Here is a 16,990-nt window from a genome sequence, read left to right as displayed (position 1 = left end):
CTTGTGGCTACGGCTGGCGTCATCTGTGCGACGAGCGGCGCGTTGTGCAAAAGGCTAGGGGTGGTCCACGGGCGACGAGGATGTCCGCTCGATCCACCAGCGGACTTGACCGGAGGCTTCTTCGAGGGCGTCCACGCGTTGGAGGACGTAGCGGATGAATTCCTCGGGAAGGGCCACGCCGTGAGCTCGAAGGTAGTGGGGCAGGCCCTCGGGCCACGCGAATGACCCATCGGTGAGTTCCAGGCTGCCCAGGTCCGTTCCGCAAAGTCGACACGTGGCTCGCCCCAGGTAGGCGCGGCAGACGAAGCCTCGTTCGAGGTAGTCGGCGACGAGGGTGTGCTCGTCGAGCGGGCGGTTCGAGTCCACGAGCGATTCCGGTGCAGGCAGGCCGTCGCCGGACTGCTGCGTCCACAACCCGATGCGTGTGAGTTCCAAGTCCGTCCCTTGGGGTCGAATGCGGCGAGGTAGCTGCCCTCGTGAGAGGTTATTCCACCGCCGCGGCAGGCTCAGGGCCGGACGATGTTTCCTGCCCTGTCCTCGATGATCGGATCGTCCTCCCGAAAACCGAGAAGGAATCCTCTTTCGTGGTAGGTGACCTCAAGGCCTGCCGAGTCATCCGGCAACCGGACGTCCAACCAGTCACCCGCGTCCAGAGTCAGCTCGGTGCCCCAGGGTTCGAGAACCACTTCGAAGGGACGATTGGCGACGCTGTCGATGCGTATCTTCACGGGCGGCTTCCTGTCGTGAGCGTGTGATCGGTGCTGTTGAGGAATTCAACTCGCCCCAGGGCAGCGACGCGCCTGGGCGGGCCACCAGGCCTACAGTCACCCCCATGAGCGACGGTGCACGGGTGCTGATCCCCGCCGGGACCACCTTCACGAGCGACGACATCACCTTCTGGAAGGGCAAGGCCGACGGTGGCCGCACCCTCGACGACGCGATCGCCGCAGCCGACCTCCTCGTCTCCTGCCCGCACGCCGGCGCCGCGATCCCCGAGGAGCTCGACCGATTCCTCGCCCCCGAGTTCACCCGCCGCCTGCAGTACGACTTCACCGACGTCTCGACCAGCGCCGTCGTGCGCCGCTGGGCCGAGATCGACGAGCGCATCGTGGCGGTCGAGAACCCGCATCCGCGCATGATCCGCGATCCCAACCGGGCCAAGCCCGCCGACCTGACAGCCGACCTGCGCAAGGCCTTCGCCCGCGTGGAGAAAGCCGGCCGCGGCGTCAAGACCGACCTCACCGGCGTCGACGCGATCCGGCCCGTCACCTTCTCGTTCTACCCGCTGATCACGCCGCCCACCGACGAGGCCGGGCTGCAGGAGCTCGCCGACACCTTCTCGACCACCGCCGACCGCGGCCTCGGCGTCTACGAGCGCACCCGCGACGAGCTGATCGAGCGCTTCCCCCAGGCCGCCCTCGACGCTGCGGCGCGCGGCGGCGAGAGCCGCACCTTCACCACGCTCTCGTTCCACGACACGATGAACCACACCACGCGCGTCGACGGCGCGATCGACGTCGACCGCGACCCCGCGGACCGCCTGCCGGCGGTCGTCGCGCTCTCGAACCGGGGCGACGCCGAGGGCGAGAGGCGCGGCGACAACGTGGTGACCATGGATCCAGCGCGCCTCCGCCGCCTCGCCGGCGCGCACCGCAGAGCCTTCGGGGCGGCCTTCGACGAGCCCGACGACGCCGTGCAGCTGAACGTGCCGTACCTCGGCAGCCAGGAGATCATCCAGGCCGGCGCCCGCTTCGACGCGGTGCGCGAGCAGAGGCAGCCGCAGGAACCGGCGACCGCTCACGGCGCACCCGACCTCGCCCTCGACGCCGTCCAGTCGGAGTTCCTCCGCGAGTTCCTGCTCGGCCCCGAGAACACGTCGGTGCTGACGCAGCCGGGCGAGGGCTGGATCACCCCCGACGACGCGCGCGTGGACGCGATCGCGCAGGCCTGCAGGAGCGCGTGGGACGCCTACCGCGAGGGCGCGTAGCCGCTCCTGCGCCCTGCCCCGGAACGCAGCCCTGGGTCACCCCCAGAGGAGCCCGAAGATCGCGCCGACGACGATCGTCGAGACCGCGAGCACGAGGGTGGGCACGAAGAACGAGTGGTCGATGAGCTTCGTGCCGAGCTTCGTCGAGCCGGTCACGTCGAAGTTCGCAGCGGCGATCTGCGAGCCGTTGGTCGGCAGCAGGTAGATGCCGGCGAAGGCACCGGCCCACATGCCGCTGAGCAGCCCGAGAGGGATGCCCGCCGCGAGGCCGATCGGCACGATCGTCCGCGTCGCCGTCGACTGGCTCGTGGTGAGCACGCAGACGAGGAAGACGCCGATGGCGAAGATCCACGGCGCCGAGGTGACGAGACCGCCGATCGACGACGAGATCTCCTTCGTGTAGTGCGAGAGGAACGTGTCGGTCAGCCAGGCGAGCCCGAACAGCGCGACCGCCGAGACCATGCCCGCGCGGAACACCGTCGTCGTCGGCACCTCGGCCATCTTCGGCCGCGAGATGAGCAGGATCAGAGTGCCGACCACGAACATGACCACCTCGATGATCGGCGTCATGCTCACGGCCGCCCCCTCGGCGTCGAGCGGCCGGATGCCCTTGAAGAGGCCGAACGCCACGATGGCGAACACCCCGAGGAAGAAGATGATCGCCGCGTTGCGACCCGCCGCGGTGACGGTCACCTCGGCCTGCTTCGCGTCGGAGGAGGCGCCCGGCGCAGCGAGCTCGCCCGAGGCGATCTTCGCCTGGATCTCGGGGTCGTCGGCGATGTCTTTGCCGAGGCGCCGGATCACGAACGACGAGATGACGATGCCGACGACCGCCGCGGGGATCGTCACCTTGAGGATGTCGACGAGCTCGAAGTTGTACGGCGGCACCTCGGTGAGCGTCACCATCGCGGCCATCGCCGCCGACACGGGGCTGCACGCGAGGGCCACGCCCGTCGCCACGACCGAGAGCGACAGGGGCCGCGAAGGTCGGATGTCGTTGCGGTACGAGAGGTCCTGGATCACCGGCAGCAGCGGGTACAGGATGTTCGAGGTGCCGGCGCCGACCGAGAACAGGAAGGCCACGAGCGGAGCGATCAGCGTGATCTGCTTCGGGTGCGCCGAGATGATCTTCGCGGCGACCGAGACCATCCAGTCGATGCCGCCGGCCACCTGCATCACGCTCGACGCGACGACGACGGTGATGACGATGAGGAGCGCGTCGATCGGCGGCGAGCCCGGCGGCAGCCGGAAGACGAAGACCAGGATCGCGACGCCGAGGCCGCCCCAGAGTCCGAGCGCGACGCCGCTCGAGCGCGTGCCCATGACGATGCAGGCCAGCACCACGAGCAGTTCGACGATGAAGAGCACGATGTCCATGACGGACCCTTCGTCAGGCCGGCCCCTGATCGACCGGCTCGATGAGGCCGAGCCTACTCACGGTCCGGCGACATGCGTCGCCCTCCGCGACACGACCCGACCGGCCGGCCTTTCGACCGGCCGATCGGGCTCAGTCGTTCTCGACCTCGAAGTCCCACTCGGCGAGGATCTTGGAGTTCGAGCCCGCCGTGGCTCCCGGGGCCCAGCGCAGCAGCCCCTCGCCGACCTTCATGTCGGCCCGGACCTCGAACGTCTCGGACTGCCCCGGCCCGATCGACGTCGGCGGCGCGGCCTCGTGCGGCACCCGCGACAGCCTGTAGATCGTGCCGACCTGGTCGAGCGTCGACATGTCGGTGAGCACGATCGGCACGTTCTTCGTCGCGTGCGAGAGCGTGATCGTCCACGTGCAGGTCGTGTAGTCCGCCTGGAACGGGAGGCCCTCGCCGGGCACCACCGGCCCGGTCACGTCCATCCGCACCGAGCCTCCGCCGGGCAGCATCACCTTGACGGTGTCGCCCTCCGAGGTCAGCGCCGGGCGCGCCGCGGTGCCGGTGAGCATCGCGTCGGTGCCGTCGCCGGCGATCTTCTTCAGGTACGCGGGCATCGTGCCGTAGGCGGGCTCGGCGGCCGAGGTCGCAGGAGCAGCGTGGAAGCACGCCGCGACAGCCAACCCCGCCGCGAGAGCCAGCGGCCCCACGACGGCCCAGAGGCCGGCTCGCGAGACGAGCCGGCCCTGGGGTCGTGCGTTGTAGGCGGTGGAGCTCACCAGTGCCTGTTCCCCGTGTTGTTGAACACGTCCGGCCCGAAGGGCGCGAGGCCCGGCTGCGCGGCGAACCCGAGGTGTCCGAGTCCGTCGACGCCACCCGAGACCGAGCCGCCCGGCAGCGACTGGCGGTCGCGGCCCTCGCCGACCTGGAAGATGTCCTCCATGGTCCGCAGCCAGCTGTAGTGGTTGTAGTACGTCGTCGAGACCGTGCCGGGCTTGATCAGCGGGCTGATCAGGACGCTGCCGGTGTCGCCGCCGCCGGGGGTCGCGTCTTTCGCGTCGTACAGCGGGTCGGCGGTCTGGCCGGCGGTGAGGTAGCCGGGGGCTCCCTCGGCGCTCAGCGTGATCTTCGAGACGCTGCCCGTCGGGGTGACCGGGTTGCCCGAGGCGTCGACGAGCTGGAACGAGCCGTTGATGACCGAGCTGGCGTTCGTGGCGGCCGGGTTGGGACCGGTGTCGCTCACGGTGCCGACGAACGTGTTGGCCGGGATCGGGCTGGTGCCGCCGGGGCCGGTCGTGTCGGTCGTGTCGGTGACCATGCGGCCGGTGTCGTCGGCGAGGATCGAGTCGTCGAGCACGAAGCTCGTCGCGGTCGATGCCAGCGCCGTGTCGTTGCGAGCCGCCGGGCTGCTGCCCGAGCCGCCCTCGACGATGCCGGGCACGCAGTTCGCGGGCACCTTCGGCGAGGTCGAGGTGCACACCGGCGGACGGTCGATGAACGAGTTGTTGCCGGGCCCGGGGTAGAGCTGGTTGCCCTGCGAGTCGGTTCCTAGCGTCGAGTTGACGCCGGTCGGCTCCGTGGTGACGTTCTTGCCGTAGAGGTTCTCACCTGCGGCGTCGGTCTTGATGCCGTTGGCGGCGTTCGGCTGGTCGGCGAGCGTGGGGCCGTAGGCGTTCGCGTTGTTGAAGCTGTTGCCCGAGTAGGTGAAGGGCGGGTCGGCCTCGTCGAACGTGATGTCGATCAGACCGCCGTCCTTGAACGCCGCCGACTTCTCGATCATCGGGATGTAGTACTTGAGGAACAGGTCGGAGGCGTAGAGGCCGCCGGTGTAGTTGACCGGGGTGGTCGACTGCGGGGCGGGCGTGCCGGCCTGGTAGATCGGCTGGCCCGACTTCGTGAACGACCCCGAGAGGTTGTTGCCCTTGCAGACCGCGTCGTGCGCGTCCGAGCAGTTGTTCGGCGTGATCCAGCTGAAGGCCGGCGTCGTGGACTCGTGCTGGAGGTCCTTGTAGAGGCCGTTCTTCGCCGAGTCGAGGTTGGCGATGTGGTTCGAGTCGCAGTCGGTGCCGCCCTGGACGGGCTTCGTGAGAGCGGGCGTGACCTTGCCGCTCGTGGTGACGGCTCCGGTGAGGCTGGAGAACCACGGGAAGGGGAAGTGCTTCGCGACGTACTGGTCGTTCGCCTGGGCCCCGGTGAAGCTCGTCACTCCGGCGGGCAGCGGGTGAGCCGCGGTCGCGCTGAGGTACGTGGGGTTGGTCGTCGGATTGTTCGACGCCGAGCCGGGAGCGCCGCAGACGCCGTCTTCGCGGCCGGTCTGGTTGCCGAGATCCTGCGCGTAGCCCTTCCAGGTCTTGCCTGCGGCGTCGAGCTGGTTGAAGAGCGTGGGGGTGTCGGTCGGGTAGGTGCAGCCGTTGAGGCCGTTGGCGGCGTTCGCCTTGCTGGGCTGCGAGGCGTTCGCGAGCGAGGCGACCTGGCCCTTGTTCGCGCCCTTGGTCACGATCGACGAGTTGCTGCCGAAGTTCGTGTTGGCGACCGAGCAGTCCTCCTGGGTGTCCTCCTCGGGAGCCTGGCCCGAGACCATCGACAGGTAGTTGTCCATCGACGAGTGGCCGGTGCCGTAGTAGTTCTTGAGCAGGACGCCCTCGCTCGGCAGCGTCTTCCAGAGGTAGGAGTTCTGGTTGAGGCCCGTGAAGGTCGCGTCGTACGACTTGTTCTCGAGGATGATCAGCCACACGTGCTTGATCTGACCCGCCTTGAGGCCCGTCGTCGTGATCGTGGTGCCACGCTGGTTTCCCCCGGAATGTGCCGCGGTAGTGGCGGAGGCGGCACTGCCGACCCCCACTGCGGCGGCGCAGAGCACGCCCGCCGACACGGCGATCGCAGTGATGCGTCGCCAGCCTTTCAGATCTCCCATGAGTCGCATAAGAGTTGTTTATCAACGGCGAAGCCCCCCGAACGAGGGCCGGTAGGTGAACAGAGCGTGAATCTGCACGCGACGCAGGTTTGCGTGCCCCGCAGTCATACGAGTGTCCGGCAGATCCGTCTCGAGGACCGCTCTCGTCACTCCCGAGACCGAGGTGGGCGCAGGAGCCGGGCGGATACGGTCGCGACATGACCTCACGCCTGGCCCGCCGCACGCTCCTCGTCGGCGGTGCCGCCGTCGTCCTGGCCGGGGCGACGGGCGCCGTCGCCGTCGACCGCGGCGTCCTGCCCGGCCGCTCGACGATCTACCGCGACCTCGGGCTCGACGGCGCCGCGGGCACCGTGCCGCACGTCGCCGCGGGAGCGGTCGTCACGGGCACCTTCGTCTCACCCAAGCGTCTCGGGAAGACCGTCGGCTACTCGATCGCCTACCCGCCGGGCTCGACTCCGGGCGACCACCTGCCGTCGCCGTCGTGCTGCACGGCTTCGGCGGCTCGCACGCGTCGGCGTTCGACCGGAACTTCCATCTCGACCGGTTCCTGGCCGCCGCGGTGAAGTCCGGAGCGGCGCCGTTCGCTCTGGCGTCGGTCGACGGCGGCAACACGTACTGGCATCGGCGGGCGACGGGGGAGGACTCCGGAGCGATGGTCGCCGACGAGTTCCTCCCGCTCCTGGCCTCCAAGGGCCTCGACACGGGTCGCATCGGCCTGCTCGGCTGGTCGATGGGCGCGTACGGGGCGCTGCTGATCGGCGGGCAGCTCGGGTCCGCTCGAGTGGCGGCCGTCACGGCTGAGAGCGTCGCCCTCTGGCACACTGCCGACCGGGCGACCGCCTCGGCCTTCGACGGCGCCGCCGACTTCGCCGAGCACACGCTGTACGGCCGCCAGCACCTTCTCGACGGCGTAGCCGTGAGGGTCGACTGCGGCACGGGCGACGGGTTCTGCCCGAACGACCGCGACTACGTGGCCGGATTCGCGACGAGGCCGGCCGGCGGATTCACGCCGGGCGGGCACGACTCGGCGTACTGGCGCCGCATCGCACCCGCCCAGATGACCTTCCTGGCCGCGCACCTCACCAAGGGCTAGCGGGGCAGCTTCACCGCCAGGTTGAGCACGCGGGTGCGCTGGAGGGCGCCGAAGTTGTCGTCCGAGATCAGGCTGACCCCGACGGTCCCTCCCGGCCCGACACCCGTGATCGCCATGCCCTCGTAGTTGTCGAGCAGCGGGTTCGTCTGCGTCTCGAGGGCGGTGGCGCCGAGCGTCGGCCCCTTGACCAGGTCGGCGACCAGCGTCTTCGACAGGATCTGCGACGCAGGAGCAGCGGACAGGTTCGCCACGCGACTCACGTCGGCCGCGCGCGACAGCCCCGACACCGAGTACAGCTCGACCGAGTTGCCGGCGTCGGCCGTGAACGCGGCCTCCTCGACGATCAGCCGGTCGTCGGAGACCAGCGCGACCTCGGGGATCCGGTTGCCCGTGTCGGCGCGGTAGCCTACCTGCTTGGTGAGCACCCACGTGGTCGACAGCCCGTGGCGCGTCCACGTGGTCTTCTCCGTGTAGACGAGCAGACGGTGCGACGTGGCGTCTCCGGCGGCGGAGACGTCGCCCGAGAGCGCGCCCTCCATCGCCGCCACGATCGTGTGGCCCGACGGCGAGATCGACAGCCCCTCGAGCGTGGCGTTGGAGGTGGCCTCGCCCGGCACGGCCGGCCCGGAGAGCCCTGCGCCGCTCAGCGTCGTGCCGGTGACGGCGAACCGACCGGGCACCGGCAGCTGGCTCTTCTCGACGCCGTCGCGACCGAAGATCCTGATCGACGGCTCGGTCTCGGAGCTCACCAGGTAGTCGCCGTCGGGCAGCACCGCGAGGCCCTCGTTGTCGGCCGTGAGACCGGTGTAGGGCACGCCCTGGGTGTTCTTCAGCACGAGCGGCTGACGGGTCACGGTGGGGTCGTTCAGGTTGCGGAAGAACCAGATCCGCGACGGGTCGTCGGCGTGGTTGTCGACCGCCGAGATCCAGGCGCCCGAGCGCGTGTCGTAGGCGAGCGACGACAGGCCGCCGACCTCGGTGCCCTTGTAGACGAGCTTGTCGAGCGCGTCGCTGTAGCTCAGCGCGGCGGCCGACGGCGGCACCAGGTTCGACGGCGGCGCGGCGTGGCCGAAGATCCGAACGACCTGAGGGTCGTGGTCGGACACCTGGTTCGCGAACTCCGAGTTGAGGTGGATCACCTGGTAGTCGGGCGTGCCGACGCCCTTGGTCACCAGGATGTGGTCGAGCACCTCGCTGATGCCGTCGTAGTCGTACGTGTACTGCTGGTTCGCCGGCAGCGTGGTGATGAGGTCGGTCAGGATCGGCGATCCGGTCCCGTGAAGCGGCTTCCCCGTCAGCGTCGCGAGCGCCGGGCTGAACTGGTAGTCGTTCAGGTCGCCCGCTACGACGACGGCCGCGTTCTTGTCGACCTTGAGGATCTGCGCGGTGAAGTCGTGCACCAGCGTCGCCTGCTGCTGGCGCTGGGCGGCCGACGACTGCGCCGGGTACTGGAACCGGCCGTCGGCGTTCTGGTCGCCGAGCTTGGCGTCGAAGTGGTTGCCGATCACGAAGACCTTGCGCCCGCGGAAGGTGAACTCGCCGACGAGCGGCTTGCGGCTCGAGGTCCAGGCCGAGTTCGTCGGGTCGATGCGGCCGGGCGAGAGCGTGAGGTCGGGCGAGCCGTGCACCTTCGTCACCGCGGTGGCCGTCGTGGAGCGGTTCGTCGAGGCCGAGCCGCGGTCGTCGAACGTCACCCGCTTCGCGTTGTAGAGGAACACGACGCGGATGTTGCCGCCCGGCTGGCCTCCGTCGGCGTCATTGACCGGGTCGATCTCCCGCGACGAGTAGGTCGGTCCGCCGGCCGCGGCGATGGCCGCCGTCAGCTTGTCGATCGTGGTGCCCGCGGCGACGGTGCCGTCGTCCGTGGCGCCGGTGTCGTCCTGCACCTCCTCGACCGTGAGGATGTCGGGCGAGGCGAGGTTGGTCACGACGCCCTTGGCGAGGGCAGCGAATTTCGACGCAGGATCCGACGGGGCCAGGTTCTCGACGTTGTAGGTCGCGACCGACAGCTGGTCGCTCTGAGCCTTCGTGGCGACGCTCGCCGTCAGGCCGGCGCTCTTCACCGCGCCGAGGGTCGTCGCGTCGAGCGTGTAGCCGCCGTACTGCGACCAGTCGATCGGGCCGACCGTCGCGCCGGTGAAGACGTCGCCGACCGAGACCTCGGGGTTGTCACCTGACGCCTCGACGACCTCGAGGCGACCCGACGGGGTGGCGTTCTCGGCCGTGAGCAGCGTGCCGCCGCGGGCGCTCTCGAGCTGGGTCGGCTTCGTGGTGACGTACTGCTCGCCGTACTGGTCGCTCGGGCCGACGACGCGGGCGTCGTCGACCTCGACCCGCATGCCCTCGAGCGACTCGTAGTAGTCGAGCGCCGAGCGGGTCGGAGTGATGGGGGTCGACTCGATGCTCGCGCCCGAGAGGTCGGGGGCGTAGGTGGCGGGCACCGACGAGGGGCCGATGACCACAGGAGCAGGCAGAGCGTTGCCCGACGAGACGACGTACGCCGTCGGGTCTTCCAGCTCGGTCACCGAGAGGTTCGACGTGGTGGCCGTCGTGTCGCCCGAGGCGAGGGGGTAGTAGTCCTTCACGGTGGCGGTGACCAGCACCGAGTCGCCGACCTTCACGGTCGGGGTCGTGGAGGTGTAGACGAAGACGCCCTCGGAGGTGGCGGGATTGCTGTCGGGCGTCGGATCCTGAATCCAATAGCCCTTGCTGCTGCCGGAGGTGCGGAGACCCGTGACGATGCCGGGCACGTTCTCGACATTCTGGCCGTTCAGCGGCGAGACCCACGAGGCGCCCTGGATGTCGTGGATGCGCACGTCGCCGGGCGTCGGCGCCGGGCCGGTGGGGCCGGTCGGGGCCGTCGCGGTGTTCGCGGCGCCCGGGGTCGGGGTGCCTGCGGCGAAGTCGGCCGAGTTGTCGTCGGTGTCGGCCGCGGCGAGACGCTGCACCGAGGCCGTGTTCGAAGCGCCCGTGGCGGGGCTGCCCTCGGCGAGCGCCGCGCCGCCGAAGCCGACGAGGTCGACGCTGGCCGACTCGCAGGCGGCGCTGTCGGAGCAGGTGAGGGCCGTGGTGCCGTCGACGAGGGCGACGGTGCCGTCGGTGGCGCTCATCGCGATCGTTCCGGTGGCGTCGGGGGTCGGGAGGGCGGTCGTGCCGCCGGAGCCCTTCGCCTCCTGCACGAGGTAGAAGTCGCCGGGGGCGATCGAGCCGGTCAGCGTCGTCGCCTGCCAGGTGCCGGTCGCCGACTTCGAGTGGTACTGCACCGTGTAGCCGCTGAGGTCGACGGCCGCCGCGCCTTGGTTGGCGATCTCGACGAAGTCGTTGGTGTAGGTGGCGCCCGAGTTGCCGCCGCCGCCGTACACCTCGTCGATGACGAGGCCGGTCGATGGCACGGCGTTCGCAGGAGCCGCGGTCAGCAGCCCTCCGGCCAGTGCCGCGGCCGCGAGTGCCGCCAGTGCGAGTGATCGTCGCATGTCTCTCTCCCCTGAGCTCGTCCGCGCGTGATCGTCGTGGACAGACCGATCTAACCCCGAACGGGTGACATCGCGGTGACGTCCAGGCGAAACCCTGGCGCACACGCGGGGGCGCCCGTCTGGCCCTCGATCGCCGTCACCCCGTACGCTCAGTACGCCCGCACCCGGGCGCTTTCCTCTCCGCGATCACTGGAGGACACCATGGCCACGCCGACGCCGCTGAGTCGCAACACCGTCCTCTTCCACCGCGGCTGGGTGATCGGCGTCGCCGTCGTCGCGATCGTTCTCGGGCTCATCGGCCTCATCTTCCCCGGCACGTCGCTCGTGGCCGTCGCCATCGTCTTCGGCATCGCTCTCGTGGTCGTCGGACTGCGCAGGATCGTGCACTCCTACACGGCGAGCGACCTCACCCGGGGAATGCGCTGGTTCGCAGGCATCCTGGGGGCGCTCACGCTCGTCGCCGGCATCCTGTGCTGGATCGACCCGTTCCGCTCGCTGTCCGTGCTCGGCTACCTCATCGGCTTCGCGTGGATCTTCGAGGGGGCGAGCAGCCTGATCGGCGGAGCCGTCGGCTACGTCGGCGGGGCGCGATGGCTGACGATCGTGGCCGGCGTGGTGAGCCTCCTGGCGGGAGTGGTGATGATCCTGCTGCCGCTCGTGGCCCTGTCGGCGTTCCTCACGGTGGGGTCGATCGTGCTGATCGTGATCGGCGTCACCATGCTCCTGCTGCTGCCTCGTCGCGCCGCGATGTAGCACGGCCGCACCGGGCACGCGAACCGGGGATGAGCGGCACTCAGGCGATTCGCATGAATTCCTGGGGCGGATGATCCATGCTCGACAGCATGTTCCATGGCGGCATACCCAGCCCCCCGGTCAACCATTTCGACCTGGGCCCCCTCGAGATCCACTACTACGCGATCTGCATCGTGGTCGGCATCGCCATCGCATGCTGGGTGACGAACGGCCGCATGGTCAAGCGGGGCCTCGGCTCCGGCACCATCATCGACATCGCGATCTGGGCGGTGCCGATCGGCATCGTCGGCGGTCGGTTCTACCACGTGGTCACGCACCCGGGCGACTACTTCGCCGCGGGCGACAACCTGCTCAACGTCTTCGCGATCTGGGAGGGCGGGCTCGCGATCTTCGGGTCGATCCTCTGCGGCACGCTCGGCGCCTACATCGGCTGCCGCCGGGCGAAGGTGCCGTTCGCGCTGTTCGCCGACGCCGTGATCCCCGGCCTGCTGCTGGCGCAGGCCTTCGGCCGGCTCGGAAACTACTTCAACCAGGAGCTCTACGGCGGCCCGACCACGCTGCCGTGGGGTCTGCAGATCTCGCCCGACAACGCGGCCTACCCCGCGGGCGTGCCGGCCGGGACGCTGTTCCAGCCGCTCTTCCTCTACGAGATGCTCTGGAACATCCTCGGCGCCGTGCTGATCCTCACGGTCGGCCGACGCCTCGCACTCAAGCTCGGGCAGACCGCCGGTTTCTACTTCCTCTGGTACGGCGCCGCGCGCGCCTTCCTCGAGTACCTCCGCCTCGACCCCACCGAGTTCTACCTGTTCGGTCTCAAGATCAACGAGGACGTCGCCATCGCCGCCGCGATCTTCGGCCTGATCGTGATCATCGTGAGTGGGCGTCGAGGGCATCCGGCGATCCCGGAGTCACCGCCGGCGGCGGTGGCCGCCACCGAGGCCGACACCGATTCGGAGGCAGGCGTGTCCGCTGTATGACGGACAGACAGCACGTGTCGCGTCACGCTACATTCGTCGTGTCGGAGCCGGATGTCGGGTCTGGTCTCCTGACCGTCGGTGTGGAGTGGGCGCATTCGGGTTGCGGCCACTCCACGCCGTACATCTCCTCGGCGCTCTGACCGGCTGCTGGTCAGGCTCGCGGCCGCTGGCAGTGCTGGTCGGCCCGGCCGGACGCTAGGTCGTCTGCTCGTCGGGTGCGCCGTCGACCTCCGACTGGAGGCGCTTGAGCTTCGCCTGCTTCTCGTAGAACTCGATCTCGCGGTCGAGGTCGGCGAGCTCCTCCTCGGTCGTCTTCACGCGGTTCGACGCCGGGTGCGGCATCGGCGCCGACGTCTCGTGCGGGTCGCGCGTGGTGCGGTACTGCTGCGGCGCCCGGTACTGGCGACCGATGACGAACCACAGGACGACGCCGACGACCGGGATGAGGATGATCAGCAGCGCCCACACCACCTTCGGCATGTGCTGGATCTCGTGGTCCTGGCGCGGGATCAGATCGACGAGCGCCACGATGATGAGGATGACCGTGACGGCCTCGAACAAGTACGGCATGGGCGAGAGTCTACGGATCTCCTGTGCGCCCACAATCCCCTGGCCAGGGGTCACTTGTGCCTCTTCCGGAGGCTGGGGTTCAGTACTTCTTGGCCGCGCAGGTCTGCTGCGACGCGTTCTGGCCCGTCGCGGTGCCGGGGAGCACGGCCGAGGTGCTCTGAGGCGTCGGGGCTCCTGATCCTGCGCCCGAAGGCTTGGTCGCAGGAGCAGCGGGAGGCGTCGCCGGGGCCGACGTCGCAGGCGCTCCCTGTGCCGCCGGCGACTGCGTCACCGCCGCCTGACCGAGGCTGTTCGGCGAGAGCGCCACGTGCGTGCCGCTCTGCAGCGCCGAGCGGAGGATCGCCACGCCGGCGGGGTCGGGGATCACCCGGTTGCTGTCGGCGGGGTCGGGGAGGTTCGGGTAGGCGAGGAACACCATGTTCGACAGGCCGATGCCCTTGATGGCGAGACCGATCGTGACGAGCGTCTTCGGGTCGAGGGTCGACGAGAGCTGGACGCTGCGGACGGCTGTCGACGCCAGGCCGTAGAGCTTCACCGGGTTCGTGAGGGTGCCCGCCGAGACGATCTTGCGCATCATGGCCGACATGAAGATCTGCTGGCTCGAGATGCGACTGGTGTCGCCGCCGTAGCCGACGCCCTCGCGCGAACGGAGGAACGCACCGGCCTGCGCGCCGACGAGGTTCACGTTTCCGGCCTTCAGGTGCAGCGCCGGCGTGACGTTGTCGTCGTCGATCGGCGTCGCCAGGCACACCGTGACGCCGCCGATCGCGTTCGACATGGAGACGACGTCCGAGAACGTCGCGAGGGCGGCGTAGTCGATGCGCACGCCGGTCAGCTGGCTCACCGCGTCGGCGGCGCACTGCAGGCCGCCCTTCGTCCCGCCGCGGACGAGCGCCGTGTTCAGCATCGCCTGGCTGCTCGCGGGCGTGGTGCCGCCTGAGCCGTTCGGGCACGCCGGGAACGGGAACTCGAGGTCGCGCGGAAGGCTGATCACGAGCATCTGCGAGTGGTCGGCGTTGATGTGCACCAGGAGGTTCGTGTCGTTCTGCCCGGCTCCCGACGACGCGCGCTGGTCGGCGGGGTCGGAGAAGGCCGCGCCCTGGCCGGTCCGGGTGTCGGTGGCGACGACGAGCATGTTCACTTCGCCCGAGTACGCGCTGACTGCCGGCGCGGTCGACGCCGCTCCGGACGGCACGGCTGCCGTGAACTGCGCCGTCGGCTTCGCCCCGCCCAGGATCTGCCAGGTGGCGATCGCGCCGATCGATCCGGCGCTCACCACCACGACGACCAGGGCGATCGCGAGGCCCTTGATCAGCGAGACGACCGGGTGGCGCCTCGGCAGCCGACCGTGGCGGGCGAGCGGCGTGGCGTTCGAGGTCGCGTTCGCTTCGGCGTTCGCAGTGGAGTTCGCTTCGGCGCTCGCTTCGCCCCTCGGCGCTGACGGCTCTGAAGCTTCCCCCGGGTGCATCCCGCCAAGGTAACAGACGGATAACGGTGCGCGGATCGTCCCGGAGGCGGAGAACCTACTTCGTGCAGCGGATGCCCGCCGCGGGGGTCTTCCCGGTCTCGAGGTACGAGTCCACGCGCGTGTCGATGCAGCTGACACCCTGGCCGTAGATCGTGTGCCCCTCGCCGACGTAGGTGAGGAGGTGGCCGTTGTCGAGCTGTTTCGCGAGCGCCTTTGCTCCTGCGTAGGGGGTCGCGGGGTCTCCGGTGTTGCCGAGGATCAGGATGGGGCCCGAGCCCTTCGCCGTCACGGGCGCGGGCGCCGCGACGGCCTTCTCGGGCCACTCGTTGCAGGTGATCGCACCGTACGACTCGTAGACGCCGAGCACGGGCGCCTTCTTCTTGAGGGCGTCGAACTCCTTCTTCTGATCGCTCAAGCTGTCGCCGCCGTCGTCGAGGCACGTGATCGCGAGGAAGGCGTCGGACGTGTTGTCGTAGTACTTCCCCGACGAGGTGCGGTCGTTGTAGGCGTCGGCGAGCGCGAACGCCGCCTTCGGGTCGCCGGCCTGCACGCCCGCGAAGGCCTTGGTCAGCGCGGGCCACTCGGAGGTGTCGTACATCGCCGAGAAGATCGCCGTCGCGAGGGTGGCCGAGCCGAGCTTTCGGCCGTCGGAGTTGTCGAGCGGCGACTTCTGCACCTTCGCCAGCATCGCCTGCACGTCGTCCATGCCGGCTGTGACGCTCGTGGCCGTGAAGGGGCAGGATCCGGAACCCACCGCCTTGGCGCTCCCCGCCAGGCAGGCCTTCATCCACGACTTCAGATCGTCTTCGAAGCCCACCGCCTGCTGCACCGTCTGGTCGTCGCTGATGCCCGACGCGTCGCCGTACCAGGGATCGTCGGCGCCGTCGAAGACGAAGCGGCCGACCTTTCCGGGGTAGAGCCCGGCGTAGATCGTGCCAAGGTACGAGCCGTACGAGTAGCCGATGTAGTTGAGCTTCGACGCCCCGAGGTCAGCCCGGATGAGGTCCATGTCGCGCGCCGAGCTGGTCGTGTCGACGTGGGCGAGGAGGTCGCCGGTGTTCGTCTTGCACGCCTCGCCGTACTTCTTCTGCGCTTTCGTCTGAGCCGCCAGCCAGGTCTTCGAGCCGATCGCTCCGGGCAGGATCCCGTACAGGTACGTGTCGGTGTTCGCCGCGTCGTAGCACTTGACCGCACTCGAGTAGCCGACGCCGCGAGGGTCGAAGCCGACCACGTTGTACTTCGAGGCGATGGTCTTGTCGACGGCGTTCAGCACCGACGAGCCGACGAAGTTCACGCCGGAGCCGCCGGGCCCGCCCGGATTCACGACGATCGACTGCTTCGCCTCACCGGTCTTCGGCCGATGCTCGATCAGGGCGATCCGGATCGACTTGCTGGAGGTGCTGGACCAGTCCAGCGGCGCCTCGATCGCGCCGCAGTAGTACTGGCCGCTGCAGTGCTGCCAGTCGATCGCCTGGGTGTAGCGGGCCTCGAGGGCTTTCGCCGTCGCGGTGTCGTTGCCGCTGCCGACGAGGCCGAACGAGACGACGCCGACCACGGCGACGAGGACGAACGCGAGGGCACCCGCGAGGCCGATGATCAGGCGGCGGCTGGGACGCCGGCGGCGCGGAGGCGGCGGGCCCCAGGGGTTGTCCTGGGACTGGCCGTAGGGGTTCTGGCCGTAGGGGTTCTGGCCGTAGGGCGTGCCGGGCTGCTGCTGGCCGTAGCCGTAGCCGCCGCTCGTCCCGTAGCCGTACTGCGGGGGCTGGGGCTGAGGCTGCTGGCCGTCGCCCTGCCGCGGATCGCGCTCGGGCAGGGGCTGCTGGCCGTAGGGCGGCGGGAACGACACGTGGACCTCGAGGATTCTGCTGGGAGACAGACCCTCACACGCTACCCGCCGAACCTATGAGTCGTCGTCGCGCCCTTCCCCCCTCCCCTCCGCCGCCCGCGACAAAACGCGACACCTGCGACGCGGTGGAGCGTCGCGGGTGTCGCGTTGTGTCGCGCTCCCAGCGGCGAGCGCAGCGATGCCGCGCGGCCGCGGCCGAGCGCAGCGATGGCCGCGCATCGTCGAGCGAGCGGAGCGATGCGCTGACCCGCGCGGCCGGAAGGCCGCCAGGCAAGCACCGAGCGGAGCCAGCGCCGCGGCCGAGCGCAGCGATGGCCGCACAGCGTCGAGCGAGCGGAGCGATGCGCTGACGCGCGCCGCCGGAGGCGGCCAAACAAGCACTGAGGCTCCGCCCCGGGAGCGAGCGCAGCGAGCGACTAGAAGGAAGCGGGTCGATGACGTATCTCAGCGAGGCCTGGATTTGTAAGGATTTTCGGGGCGCCATGACCGATGCGAATCTGGGATTCCCCTGGCCGGCGCCAGATTTTCCCCTCCTCCAGACTTAT

The 16,990-nt window shown here is 69.6% G+C and carries 13 protein-coding genes; 4 read left to right on the top strand and 9 right to left on the bottom strand.

Annotated features, from left to right (window positions below):
• Positions 1 to 54 precede the first annotated feature (54 nt).
• Complete coding sequence (locus C8E83_RS17480) at positions 55 to 435, bottom strand: hypothetical protein (RefSeq protein WP_121371360.1); 381 nt, start codon at positions 433 to 435, stop codon at positions 55 to 57.
• A gap of 71 nt (positions 436 to 506) precedes the next feature.
• A complete protein-coding gene (locus tag C8E83_RS17475; RefSeq protein WP_121371359.1) occupies positions 507 to 728 on the bottom strand; it encodes a hypothetical protein in 222 nt (73 codons plus the stop codon).
• A 104-nt stretch (positions 729 to 832) separates the two neighbouring features.
• Between C8E83_RS17475 and C8E83_RS17470 the strand changes: the two genes are divergently transcribed.
• Positions 833 to 1,987, top strand: a complete 1,155-nt coding sequence (locus C8E83_RS17470; protein WP_121371358.1) for an N-formylglutamate amidohydrolase — start codon at positions 833 to 835, stop codon at positions 1,985 to 1,987.
• A gap of 36 nt (positions 1,988 to 2,023) precedes the next feature.
• On the opposite strand, the gene C8E83_RS17465 is transcribed toward C8E83_RS17470, so the two are convergent.
• The 3 genes from C8E83_RS17465 to C8E83_RS17455 form a co-directional block, all read right to left on the bottom strand.
• On the bottom strand, positions 2,024 to 3,364 hold the full coding sequence (locus tag C8E83_RS17465; protein WP_121371357.1) for an anaerobic C4-dicarboxylate transporter: 1,341 nt from the start codon (positions 3,362 to 3,364) through the stop codon (positions 2,024 to 2,026).
• 130 nt (positions 3,365 to 3,494) lie between these two features.
• Complete coding sequence (locus tag C8E83_RS17460) at positions 3,495 to 4,130, bottom strand: hypothetical protein (protein ID WP_121371356.1); 636 nt, start codon at positions 4,128 to 4,130, stop codon at positions 3,495 to 3,497.
• Positions 4,127 to 6,265 carry an alkaline phosphatase family protein gene (locus tag C8E83_RS17455; protein ID WP_170159796.1) on the bottom strand — a complete coding sequence of 713 codons (2,139 nt, stop codon included), beginning with the start codon at positions 6,263 to 6,265 and terminating at the stop codon, positions 4,127 to 4,129. The genes C8E83_RS17460 and C8E83_RS17455 overlap by 4 nt, the downstream gene beginning before the upstream one ends.
• Positions 6,266 to 6,377: 112 nt before the next feature.
• Here C8E83_RS17455 and C8E83_RS17450 point away from each other — a divergent pair, with 112 nt between their 5' ends.
• On the top strand, positions 6,378 to 7,358 hold the full coding sequence (locus tag C8E83_RS17450) for an alpha/beta hydrolase-fold protein (protein ID WP_170159995.1): 981 nt from the start codon (positions 6,378 to 6,380) through the stop codon (positions 7,356 to 7,358).
• Here C8E83_RS17450 and C8E83_RS17445 read toward each other — a convergent pair.
• Positions 7,355 to 10,831, bottom strand: coding sequence for an esterase-like activity of phytase family protein (locus C8E83_RS17445; RefSeq protein ID WP_170159994.1), 3,477 nt, complete (start codon positions 10,829 to 10,831; stop codon positions 7,355 to 7,357). The genes C8E83_RS17450 and C8E83_RS17445 overlap by 4 nt on opposite strands.
• Before the next feature lie 201 nt (positions 10,832 to 11,032).
• Here C8E83_RS17445 and C8E83_RS17440 point away from each other — a divergent pair, with 201 nt between their 5' ends.
• Complete coding sequence (locus tag C8E83_RS17440) at positions 11,033 to 11,584, top strand: HdeD family acid-resistance protein (RefSeq protein WP_121371353.1); 552 nt, start codon at positions 11,033 to 11,035, stop codon at positions 11,582 to 11,584.
• Between the two features lie 77 nt (positions 11,585 to 11,661).
• Entirely contained in the window at positions 11,662 to 12,561 is a 900-nt protein-coding gene (gene lgt, locus C8E83_RS17435; protein ID WP_121371352.1) for a prolipoprotein diacylglyceryl transferase, read from the top strand.
• Positions 12,562 to 12,756: 195 nt separating this feature from the next.
• Here the strand turns inward: lgt and C8E83_RS17430 are convergent, their stop codons facing one another.
• From C8E83_RS17430 to C8E83_RS17420, 3 genes are all read right to left on the bottom strand, one after another.
• Positions 12,757 to 13,131, bottom strand: coding sequence for a PLD nuclease N-terminal domain-containing protein (locus C8E83_RS17430; RefSeq protein ID WP_121371351.1), 375 nt, complete (start codon positions 13,129 to 13,131; stop codon positions 12,757 to 12,759).
• A gap of 79 nt (positions 13,132 to 13,210) precedes the next feature.
• On the bottom strand, positions 13,211 to 14,599 hold the full coding sequence (locus C8E83_RS17425; protein WP_121371350.1) for an LCP family protein: 1,389 nt from the start codon (positions 14,597 to 14,599) through the stop codon (positions 13,211 to 13,213).
• A gap of 55 nt (positions 14,600 to 14,654) precedes the next feature.
• The gene (locus tag C8E83_RS17420) at positions 14,655 to 16,445 is read right to left on the bottom strand and encodes an alpha/beta hydrolase (protein WP_121371349.1); all 1,791 of its coding nucleotides are present in this window, start codon (positions 16,443 to 16,445) and stop codon (positions 14,655 to 14,657) included.
• Positions 16,446 to 16,990 lie beyond the last annotated feature (545 nt).

The sequence above is a fragment of the Frondihabitans australicus genome (genome assembly GCF_003634555.1).
Lineage (GTDB): Bacteria > Actinomycetota > Actinomycetes > Actinomycetales > Microbacteriaceae > Frondihabitans > Frondihabitans australicus.
The sequence above is the reverse complement of the archived record's forward strand: the minus strand, read 5'-3'. Positions and strand labels throughout refer to the sequence as shown.

Bases quoted from the DNA above. Each gene is read 5' to 3' on its own strand.
- lgt (WP_121371352.1), top strand. From the start codon at position 11,662: ATGCTCGACAGCATGTTCCATGGCGGCATACCCAGCCCCCCGGTCAAC.
- C8E83_RS17440 (WP_121371353.1), top strand. From the start codon at position 11,033: ATGGCCACGCCGACGCCGCTGAGTCGCAACACCGTCCTCTTCCACCGC.
- C8E83_RS17455 (WP_170159796.1), bottom strand. From the start codon at position 6,265: ATGGGAGATCTGAAAGGCTGGCGACGCATCACTGCGATCGCCGTGTCG.
- C8E83_RS17430 (WP_121371351.1), bottom strand. From the start codon at position 13,131: ATGCCGTACTTGTTCGAGGCCGTCACGGTCATCCTCATCATCGTGGCG.
- C8E83_RS17470 (WP_121371358.1), top strand. From the start codon at position 833: ATGAGCGACGGTGCACGGGTGCTGATCCCCGCCGGGACCACCTTCACG.
- C8E83_RS17425 (WP_121371350.1), bottom strand. From the start codon at position 14,599: ATGCACCCGGGGGAAGCTTCAGAGCCGTCAGCGCCGAGGGGCGAAGCG.
- C8E83_RS17465 (WP_121371357.1), bottom strand. From the start codon at position 3,364: ATGGACATCGTGCTCTTCATCGTCGAACTGCTCGTGGTGCTGGCCTGC.
- C8E83_RS17445 (WP_170159994.1), bottom strand. From the start codon at position 10,831: ATGCGACGATCACTCGCACTGGCGGCACTCGCGGCCGCGGCACTGGCC.